The organism is Neisseria sp. Marseille-Q2251, from assembly GCF_940793045.1.
In the GTDB taxonomy this organism is placed as follows: Bacteria; Pseudomonadota; Gammaproteobacteria; order Burkholderiales; family Neisseriaceae; genus Neisseria.
The window spans coordinates 1-9,650 of the sequence record NZ_CALNWV010000062.1 but is presented as its reverse complement, the minus strand read 5'-3'; the positions used below and the strand labels follow the sequence as shown (position 1 = coordinate 9,650).

6 protein-coding genes and 2 pseudogenes are annotated in these 9,650 nt (G+C 53.0%); 1 reads left to right on the top strand and 7 read right to left on the bottom strand.

Annotated features, from left to right (window positions below; all coding sequences use genetic code 11):
• Positions 1–372: 372 nt before the first annotated feature.
• A complete protein-coding gene (locus AAG834_RS13085; protein ID WP_003760209.1) occupies positions 373–1,116 on the bottom strand; it encodes a hypothetical protein in 744 nt (247 codons plus the stop codon).
• A 529-nt stretch (positions 1,117–1,645) separates the two neighbouring features.
• Here AAG834_RS13085 and AAG834_RS13080 point away from each other — a divergent pair.
• Positions 1,646–1,987 carry a hypothetical protein gene (locus tag AAG834_RS13080; protein ID WP_040668866.1) on the top strand — a complete coding sequence of 114 codons (342 nt, stop codon included), beginning with the start codon at positions 1,646–1,648 and terminating at the stop codon, positions 1,985–1,987.
• An 898-nt stretch (positions 1,988–2,885) separates the two neighbouring features.
• Here AAG834_RS13080 and AAG834_RS13075 read toward each other — a convergent pair.
• The 6 genes and pseudogenes from AAG834_RS13075 to AAG834_RS13050 form a co-directional block, all read right to left on the bottom strand.
• Positions 2,886–3,823: pseudogene (locus AAG834_RS13075) on the bottom strand (NAD(P)/FAD-dependent oxidoreductase).
• 192 nt (positions 3,824–4,015) lie between these two features.
• Positions 4,016–5,170, bottom strand: a complete 1,155-nt coding sequence (locus tag AAG834_RS13070; RefSeq protein ID WP_182096200.1) for an HlyD family secretion protein — start codon at positions 5,168–5,170, stop codon at positions 4,016–4,018.
• Between the two features lie 86 nt (positions 5,171–5,256).
• The gene (locus AAG834_RS13065) at positions 5,257–6,918 is read right to left on the bottom strand and encodes an MFS transporter (protein ID WP_003760188.1); all 1,662 of its coding nucleotides are present in this window, start codon (positions 6,916–6,918) and stop codon (positions 5,257–5,259) included.
• Positions 6,919–6,997: 79 nt separating this feature from the next.
• Positions 6,998–7,804 (bottom strand): IS481 family transposase, encoded by an 807-nt coding sequence (locus AAG834_RS13060; protein ID WP_003760186.1) that lies wholly within the window; start codon positions 7,802–7,804, stop codon positions 6,998–7,000.
• A gap of 49 nt (positions 7,805–7,853) precedes the next feature.
• Positions 7,854–9,284, bottom strand: a complete 1,431-nt coding sequence (locus AAG834_RS13055) for an efflux transporter outer membrane subunit (RefSeq protein ID WP_241429738.1) — start codon at positions 9,282–9,284, stop codon at positions 7,854–7,856.
• A 232-nt stretch (positions 9,285–9,516) separates the two neighbouring features.
• Positions 9,517–9,650 (bottom strand): annotated as a pseudogene (locus AAG834_RS13050) (IS5/IS1182 family transposase); the annotation flags it as partial.

The window sequence follows — 9,650 nt, the reverse complement described above, 5'->3', positions numbered from 1 at the left end:
TGGTATCGTTCGTCTTGGGTCAGTTGTGTGTAGCTCATGGCAATCTTTCTTGCAGGAAAGGCCGTATGCTACCGCATATTGGCCTTTTTCTGTTATGGAAAGTTGCACTTCAAATCCGAATCCGCCGACCTTTTGTCTTAGGATGATTTATAGTGGATTAAATTTAAATCAGGATAAGGCGACGAAGCCGCAGACAGTACAGATAGTACGACAAGGCAAGGCAACGCCTTACTGGTTTAAAGTTAATCCACTATAGAACAAACTATTTACTTGTTTATCTTTAATCAAGTCATTTTATTTTCATTGCTACTGCAAAATAAAAATCGGTCTGGAAGCCTATTTGGTTTACAGACCGCTTTTATTATTTATGCCTTATCGGGTAGGCGGTTTGGCGTATCCGTCATCGGCGGGAAAGGCTTGTGGTTCATTTCTGCTGCGGTTTGGGTCGTACAGTTCGAAAATTGCAGTGCCGATTACACCCGTATTGCGGATGGAGCCATTATCCGAGTTGGCGGCATAAGAGTCGCGGGGGCTGCTGAAGACAAACGACGCCACCGCGCTGCTGCTTTTGCGGAAACCTTCGATTTCTAAAGAATCATGAGGGTACAAGACATAACCGTCGGCGTATTTACTGGCCGATTTGCCTGAAATCACATCCAAACCATCAACGCTGGCTACGATTTCCAAGGTTTTGTTGCTGTTGTTTTGATAGACCAAACGGTATGACTGTCCGTCTGTACCGCGCAGATAGTAGTTGCCTTTGTCACGGAATATCGGCAGCAGACTGCCATCGTCACCGCGTACAGACAATTCCACTTTGCCTGAAGCTAAAGCAATCGAATTGACGCTGCGGCCGCGATAATCTTTGGAAGAGTAGTTTAATACGCTTTGCGCCAAAGGTTCCTGGCTGACACGGCGCAAATTTACGGAATGAACGGAAGATTCCACTTCATCGCCCCAGCTTGTTCCTAATTTCTCTGCCGCTTGCGCACTTTGGCTTGGTACGGCTGAATTGGTGGCAGCAGGCGCTTCAACTGCTTGATGTGATTGTGAACAGGCTGCTAAAACGGCAGCCAACAACACCGGCAGCCATAATTTAAATTTCATTTGAGGCATAATCGCTCCTACGATAAGGTGGATGATGGATAAACAACCTGAAATTATAGTGGATTAACTTTAAACCAGTACGGCGTTGCCTCGCCTTGTCGTACTATCTGTACTGTCTGCGGCTTCGTCGCCTTGTCCTGATTTAAATTTAATCCACTATACATAATAAAACTTACCGTATTATTATTTTTTCTAAATAACAAGGACAATACAGCAAAAGAGTTACCCATAATCTATACACTTACTCTAAATGGGTAAGAAACAGTATTACATCATACTTTGTAGGTTTATACGTCTAAAGCGCTTATCAAAGAACTTTTCTCATTGGAGCCTTGTCAATAAACAGGATAAATAGGGGTAAAACTGTCGGCTAGGTCGTCTGAAAGTCATCTTCAAGACTTTATTTATGATTCTAAAGAATTTTAAATTGCGTATTGTCGGCTTCAATGATGGAGATTTGTTGAGAGATACCGTATTGTTATGGATGGCAATTTTGACGGCACACTAGAAGATGCTTCTATCGAAGGATAAAATGACGATGAAAATTAAGGTAGCTATGCTGGGTATTACCGGCTTGATATTGTCCGGCTGTTTTTTCGCTAATGATGAAATCAAGTTGGATGATATTGGGAATTTCAAAATTACTGTCCATGAAGCTAAGGATTATAGGCAGGTTCATTTGACAGGTTTAGTAGGCAATAGCGCAATGGGCATTTCAGATATAAAGACAACTTCCCACAATGATGAGCTGAATATTACTTTATTTCAAAAATTGGCAGGTTCAAAATATTCAGGAAAGCTAGATAAAGAAATTGCTCTTGAACACAATATTAAAAGGATTACTTATGGTTCTAAACACGAGATTATCTGGCAGGAGTAAATCGGTTTTATCGGTATCTCTATTGCTTTTCGATAATACTGTTTAGCGGTTTAAACACAAAGAAAAAGGTCGTCTAAAATTAAAGTTTCAGACGACCTTTGTGCTTGGAGGGTATCGACAATAAAAGCGCGGTCAAATTTTAAAGCATTTTTGTAAATGGCTTTCAAAGTCTGACGGATTGCTTTCATCCAATACGGATACCCAATCTATCCTCAAACCTCGGCGGTTTGTATCAAGCAATATTGTTGGATTGTTTATGTAACTCAGAAGGGTTGTTTCTATATAAGGAAAGAATGAAAAAATAAAACTCTAATTATTTCAACTTGTTGCAATCAAATATTGATGACTTTCTTAAAAATACGTAAAAATAACCCCGATAACAGAGTAATTATATCATTATATTTTACAATATTAACGTAAAATTTTTACACATTGCTTTCAAGAGCCAACCATTTATGTTCTCTGTTTTACTTTTTGAAAATAAAACAGAGGACTTCTATATTTTGGTGTAAATAATTCTCTTGAATAAATTTCTGTTCTATAGCTATGCTCTATTTTTGAGTTTCAAATGTAGTATGGAGCTATCAAAATTGACAACTCCATAAATAATATTCTTATTTTTTGTTTAATCTAACAAGAAAATGCTTAAATTGTTCTTCGTTGTTATCCAACTTTCCGAAAAATAACTCATCAATTTGCTCAATTAACGGAACAGCTGTTTGTAATATTTCTTCTCCTTTTGAGACCTTTGCAAAATTCCCCAAAATCCCCTAAATGTCTTGGTGGGAATTTAGGGGATTTTGGGGAATTTTGCAAAGGTCTCATTTTAAGATAAACAGGTCGGTGTTTGTCGGGCATCAATGCCCGACCTGCAACTGTTTTCAGACGACATCAACACCTATTCAAACGCCAAATCCCCCACCAGTTCCGCCAGCGTGTTCAGCCGCTGTTCCGATTTTTCTACAAACGGGTTTGCCGTATCCCACGCATAGCCCGCGAGAATGGCGGAAATCATGCGGCTGATTTCGGGCGCGCGGTTGGGTGCGTACACCACGTTTTGGAAACGGTTGTCGTACCAGCCGTCCACATAGGTGCGAAAAGCGTTTACGCCCACCATCAGCGGCTCGGCGAACTCGCGCTGCCAGTCTGCCGCTTCGCCTTTGAGCTGGCGGGCAAGCAGGTCAGCGGCGAGTTTGGCGGAATGCAGCGCGATGGTTACGCCCGATGAGAACACGGGGTCAATAAACTCGGCGGCGTTGCCTAACAGCGCGAAATGTTTGCCGTGCAGGGCTTTAACATTGGCGGAATAGCCTTGGATGCTGCGGTAGGGGAAGCCGTTTTCCCATTCGGAATGTTTAAAAAATTCAACCAGATTGGGGCATTCTGCCACTATTTGTTTCAACACGGCTTCGGAATCGCCCGCCAGTTTGTCGGGTGTGCCGACCACGCCGAGCGAGCAGGTGTTGTCGCCGAAAGGGATTGTCCAAAACCATACGTCGCGGTGCTGCGGGTGGGTGGTAATAAGGATTTTGTTGCGGTCAAAATCGGCTTCGGCGGCGATGTTGTCGGTGATGCGCGTGAAATGCGCCATGCGAACGCTGCGCCGTTTTTAAACTGAAAGCCTTTCTCGGCGCGCACGGCATCGGCCAAACCGGCTTCTTCCAGCATTTCCATGCAGTGCGGCAGCAGGCTCTCGCCAATCACAAAGCGCGGAAAATGCTGTTTTTCCAGCGCGCATACTTTGAAGCCCTGTTTGTTAAGCAGGGCGGAGGCAACCGAGCCTGACGGGCCTGCGCCGATGACGGCAACGTCAAATTGGTTGTGGGACTTTCGCAGATAAATGGTTTGGCATAAAAGCGTAATTATAGAATTTTACAAGGCAGCCTGAAAATGGGGGAATGGAGTTTGAGGCTGCTTTTTGTTGAGTGGGTTGGGCAATTAATGCACGGATAATGCCCGATTTGCTTTACTTCAATAAAAAAAGCAGTCTGAAAGGCCGTCTGAAAACTTTTCAGACGACCTTTTACCTTACTTCGTAGCAATGTTCACTTCCGCCGACATCCCCGGCGCGAGGCGTTCCAAATCCTGTTGCCCTGCGTCAAATACGATTTTTACGGCGATGCGTTGGGCGATTTTGACGAAGTTGCCCGTGCCGCTGTCGGCTTTAATCAGGCTGAATTCGGAAGCGGTGGCGGGCGAGATTTCGGCGACTTTGCCGCTGAACGCCTTGCCGCCGAGTGCGTCGATACTCACGCTGGCACTCTGCCCGATTTTCACGTTGGCCATATCGGTTTCTTTGATGTTGGCGATGATCCAGCGTTCGGGCGGCACGACGGACATCAGCTGCGTGCCCGCGCTCACAAGCTGCCCTTGTTTTACGCTGACTTCGCCGAGTTTGCCGCTGGCGGGCGCGTAAATCACAGTATGCCCCAAATCCTGTTTTGCCAAGTCCAGCAGGGCTTGTGCGTTGGCGATGCCCGCCTGTGCGCCCTCGCGCCCTACGCCCGTGTTGATGATGTTCTGCTGCGCCACGGCGTATTGCTCCTGCGCCTGTTTCAGGCCCGCTTCGGCTTGTTTAACGGCGGTTTGCGCGGCATCGCGGCTGCTTTGCGACACGGCATCGGCACTCACCGCCTGTATGCGCTGCCATTCGCGGCGGGCGCGGTCAAGCTGGGCGCGGGCGTTGTCAATCGCGGCTTGGTTGGCTTTGGAGACGGCGAGGGCGGAGGCTTTGTCCTGCGCGGTTTTGTTCAACGCCGCCTGCTGCCCCGCCAGCCCAGCTTCGGCTTGGGCGACTTTGGCGCGGTAGGGCGCGGGGTCGATTTCCACCAGCGGCTGCCCTGCTTTTACGTTGTCAAAATCGCGCACCAGCACTTTCTGCACATAGCCGCCCACGCGCGGGCTGACGGCGGTTACGCTGCCGCGCACATAGGCGTTGTTGGTGTAAACCTCGCCCATGCCGAAGGGCGGCAGGCGGAAGGCATACAGGGCAAGCACCACGCCGATTGCGCTGGCGGCGAGTATGCCGATGCTGCCGAAACGGTGTTTTTCAGGCTGCCATTGGGCGGGCTCTTGCGGCTCGGACGGGGTTTCAGACGACGTTTCAGGCTGCATCTCGGGCTGCGGCACGGCGGTTTTTGGGGATTCGGTGTCGGGTTGTTCGGGGGTGTCGGGTTGGGACATTTTTTGCTTTCCGTTGATTTGGGGGTTGATTCGGTTAATGGGTTGGTGCGGTGGTTTTCAGGCTGCCTTTAATGCCGTCTGAAACACTATTTCCCCAACGCCGCAAACACTTTCGCCTTCTCCGCCGCCAGAATATCAATCTTGTAATAACGGCGGTACAGCCACAGGGCGACGGCGACGAGGGTCGATACCGCCGCCATCGCCGCCAGCAGCGCGAACAGGTCGCTGTATGCCGCCACCGACGCTTCTTTGCCCGCCTGCGCGGTGATTTGCGAGACGGCGCGGCCTTGCAGCAGCACCGGGTCGGAGAGGGTGGCGGAGAGGGCGGCGGCGTTGCGCTGGATGTCGGCGGCGAGCGCGGGGTTGGAGAGGGTCAGGTTTTGCGCGATGGCGGCGAGGTGGTCGCGGGTGCGGTAAGTTAAAAACGCGCTGAATGCCGCCGCACCCGCCAGCCCGCCGAGGGTTTGCGACAGGCCGAACACGGCGGAGAAGCTCATCATGTGGTCGGGGCTTTTCGCCAGCGCGCGCAGTGCGCCTTCAAGCATCATCGGCCCCATAAACAGCAGCGAGGCAAAGGCAACGATAAACTGGCTGAAATAAAGTTGCGCGGGGCGGGTCTGCATGCCCACGCCGATTTCCAGCCACGCACCGAGGGCGAAACAGGCGAGCGCAACCATCACGGGGCGGCGGATGTCGTTGATATCCAGCAAAATCAGGCTGCCGACCACACCCGCCAGCATTCCGCCCGCAACAATCAGGTAAAACGTGCTCATCTGCGCGCTGCCCACGCCCACCGCGCCCATCAGCCCCGCCGCGCCGACGGTCTGCTCCGAGGTCAAGAGCCGCGCCATCACGCCCATCACGGCGAAGATGAGGATTTGCGGCACGGTCATCCAGTGCCAGTCCAGCATCGGCTTGTGCCGCGTCGATTCGATGTACAACGCCAGCCCCGTCAGCCCCACACCGCCCGCGAGCAGCCAGCCGAGCCACTGCGTCGTCCACCACACCGTGCGCCCCTGCACGAGAAAGGCGCACAACAGCGCGATGCCGGAGGCGAACAGGGTAAAGCTGAGCGCGTCGGTCAGCGTGAACGATTTGCGCACGGTGATGCCGGGCGGCAGCGGCAGGGCGAACAGGCAGGCGGTGCAGGCGAGCGCGAGGGTAGCCTGAAAGGCGAACACGCCGTTGAGGTCGCCGTCGCCATACAGCAGCGGCACGAGGCTCTGCGCCAGCGGCGTGCCGACCTGCATCAGACCCAGCCCGAACACCAGCCCGACCAGCTTTTTCGTGCCGGTAAAGCCCTGCATCATGTAGTAAATCGACAGCACCAGCAGGCCGCTGGCGGCGATTGCGGCGGCAACACACGCGATGAGTTCCACTTCGTAATGGTGATAAACCAGTTGCAGTAGGCTGGCGGCAAGCTGGGCGAACAGGGTGATGCGGACGAAGCGTTGCAGGCCATACGCCTTGCGGACTTTGAAAAAGAGGACGCTCATGCAGGCGTAAGCCATGAAATACGCCGCCTGAATCCAGCCGCCCTGCTGCAAATCGAGCGACAAATCGCCGCGCAGCTGCGGCAGCGAGGCGGTGAGCAGCCCGTTTTGGAAGCCCGACGACAGCGCGAGTAATAAACCGATGGCAAGATACGCGAGCCGCCGCTTTTTCGGATGCTCGGGCGAGGCGGGCGAACCCGGCATAAAGGGCATTTCATGCGGCTTGAAGGTGTAGCCGCCGGATTGCAGGGGCATGGGGTTTCCTTTGGTGGGGTGGACGGGACAAAGTTTTAGATTTTTAGGCTACCTCAGCTGTAGAAAATAACCGCATTGTTTACACCACAGGTTGAGAAAAGTAAGCCTGCAAGACCTCAAACGGCGTATCGCCGCCCAGACTACCGTGCGGCTTCACGGTGTTATAAAAGTTCGCAAATCGGCACAGCTCCTTTTGCCGGTGTTCCCGACTGTCAAAACTCTGCTTTTCGTGCCACATTTCCATAATCGTCCGAATAACCCTCTCGGCTTTGCCGTTGGTCTGCGGACGGGCTGGACGGGTAAACTTTTGATTGATGCCGTTTTCATAACAGGCAGTACCGAAAGCATGACTTGCCCCGCCTTTATATTCGCTGCCGTTGTCCGAATACACGCACTCGATCAAATAGGGGCAGGGTTCGATGACTTGTTCCGTTAGGAACTTGGCCGCACTGTCTGCGGTTTTGTCCGGCAGGATGGCGGCATACAGTTCTCTTGAGAAATCATCAATGGCGACAAACAGGTAATCTCGTTTGTCGGTGGCTTTCTGACCTTTGAGCAGCGGCAGCCGTTTGGTATCGAGATGTACCAGCTCTCCGGGGTAGGATTTATTGTAGCGTTTGGCCTGCCTTTTGAGTTTTTTCTGAATGCTGCGTTCTACCTTGGCTAGGCGTTTCATTCCGTACTTTGCCTGTTTGAAACGGTTGTTGGTGCTGGTTTGGGGTTTGAGCAGCCTACCCCTTGCGGCTTTAAGTGCGCGATAGATGGTGACACGGCTGACTTGGTAACGCCGTGCCAATGAGCTTACGCTTTCCTTCTCCTGTGTGTATGCTGTCCAAATGGCTTGGCGGTGGTGCGGGGTGAGGCGGGTATTTTTGTGCATGTTCATGTCAGTATTCTCCTGAAATACTGTAAACAACGCTAGGGATTTCTACACCTTATTTGTCCGCCGCAAAACCTCCGCCAAAGGCGGTATTTAACGCCAGCCACGCGGTAAATAGCTTCGCCTGTGCCTGCGCCAGTTGCGCTTCGTTTTGCAGGGTTTCGTCCTGCGCGGCGAGCCAGTCAAGCTTGTTGTCCAGCCCCGCGCGGTAGCGGCTTTGCGCGGCGGCGGCGTTTTTGCGGGCCAGCGCGGTCATCTCGGTTTGGTCGCGCACGGCTGCGGCAGCGGTTTCGTATTGCGTCAGCGCGTCGGCCGCCTCGCGCAGGGCGGTGTAAACGTTTTTGTTGTAACGCGCCGCCTGCTCGTCAAACTCGGCTTCCTTGCGCGACAGGTTCGCCCGCAACGTGCCGGAAGTAAAAATCGGTAGGCTCACGCTCGGCAGCAGTCCGGCGAGAAACGACGACGAATGCGGCAGGTTGCCGATTTCCACATTGGACAAGCCGGCCAGCGCCTTGATGGTAATGTTCGGATAAAACTCGGTTTTCGCGCTGGCAACCAGATGGCGGCGGGCGGTCAGTGCCTCGCGCTGCGCCGCCAAATCGGGGCGTTTGCCGAGCAAATCGGCGGTGAGCTGCGACACGGGCGGTGCGGGGGTGGTGGTGGCGGGATTGGGCGTGAAAGTGTCCAACGCCTGCGCCGGTTGTCCTGTCAGCGCGGCAAGCGCGTGGCGCACTTGGGCAATATTGCCGTCCAAATCTGACAAGGCAGCCTGAAAACGGCTGTTGCCCTGTTGCACGGCATAGAGTTTGCTCGGTGCAAGTTGTCCTGCGCGAATCAGCTCGCGCACCACCTGCTCGCGTTCGCGATTCAACTGCGCCCGCTGCGCCACGCGCTGCCGCGTTTCCAGCAGCAACTGCCATTGGCGGTAATACGTCGCCACGCCCTGCGCCAGCAGCAGCCGCGTCTGCGCGATTTCGTATTCCACGGCGCGTTGCTGCCCCAGCGCAGCTTCCAGCTGGTGCTTGTATTTGCCGAACACATCGGGCGACCATTGCCCTTGCAGTTGCAGCGATTCATAAGTGATATTGGTGCCGTGGTCGCCCAGCAGCCGCTTTTCCAAATCGCTGATGAGTTCGGGCTTCTCGCGCTCGTTTACGCCGTCGCGGTGCAGCAGTGCGCCGCTCAGCCCCAATCCAATCTTCACGCCGCGCTGCGAATCCGCCAAATCCGCCCCCGCCTGCGCCTGCCGCAAGCGCGCCTGTGCCGCCGCCAAATCGGGCGAACGCGCGAGGGCGGTGTCAATCAGGCTGTCGAGCTTGGCATCGTTGAGCGCACGCCACCATTGCGGCGCAATCGGCGGCTGCGAGCTGGCGGGCAGACCGAGCGTTTCGGCGGTTTCCACGGCGGCGGGGGTGTGCTTGGGATGAGTGGCGCAGCCCGAAAACAGTGCGGCACAGAGGAAAAATAAAGGGAAGCGTTTGAACATTTTGAAATATATATAAACAGGAATCGGGATGATTATAACGAAAAACGTATCGGGCGGGGGTTGGAAAACTTCAACGCAAAAGGCAGAGACCTTTGCAAAATTCCTTTTCCCCCAACAGCCGAAACCCAAACACAGGTTTTCGTCTATTTCCGCTCCTAATTACTCCTGATTTTACCCAAATACCCCCTTAATCCTCCCCGGATACCCGATAATCAGGCATCCGGGCCGCCTTTTAGGCGGCAACAGGCACACTTAGCCTGTTAGCCGCTTTCAACAGGTTCAAACACATCGCCTTCAGATGGCTTTGCGCACTCACTTTGAGCAGACCAAAATAGGCTGCCCGGGCGTAGCGGAATTTACGGTGCA

Excerpts from the sequence above, each read along its gene's own strand:
- AAG834_RS13060 (WP_003760186.1), bottom strand. The coding sequence starts at position 7,804 with ATGAACATGCACAAAAATACCCGCCTCACCCCGCACCACCGCCAAGCC.
- AAG834_RS13055 (WP_241429738.1), bottom strand. The coding sequence starts at position 9,284 with ATGTTCAAACGCTTCCCTTTATTTTTCCTCTGTGCCGCACTGTTTTCG.
- AAG834_RS13065 (WP_003760188.1), bottom strand. The coding sequence starts at position 6,918 with ATGCCCCTGCAATCCGGCGGCTACACCTTCAAGCCGCATGAAATGCCC.
- AAG834_RS13085 (WP_003760209.1), bottom strand. The coding sequence starts at position 1,116 with ATGCCTCAAATGAAATTTAAATTATGGCTGCCGGTGTTGTTGGCTGCC.
- AAG834_RS13070 (WP_182096200.1), bottom strand. The coding sequence starts at position 5,170 with ATGTCCCAACCCGACACCCCCGAACAACCCGACACCGAATCCCCAAAA.
- AAG834_RS13080 (WP_040668866.1), top strand. The coding sequence starts at position 1,646 with ATGAAAATTAAGGTAGCTATGCTGGGTATTACCGGCTTGATATTGTCC.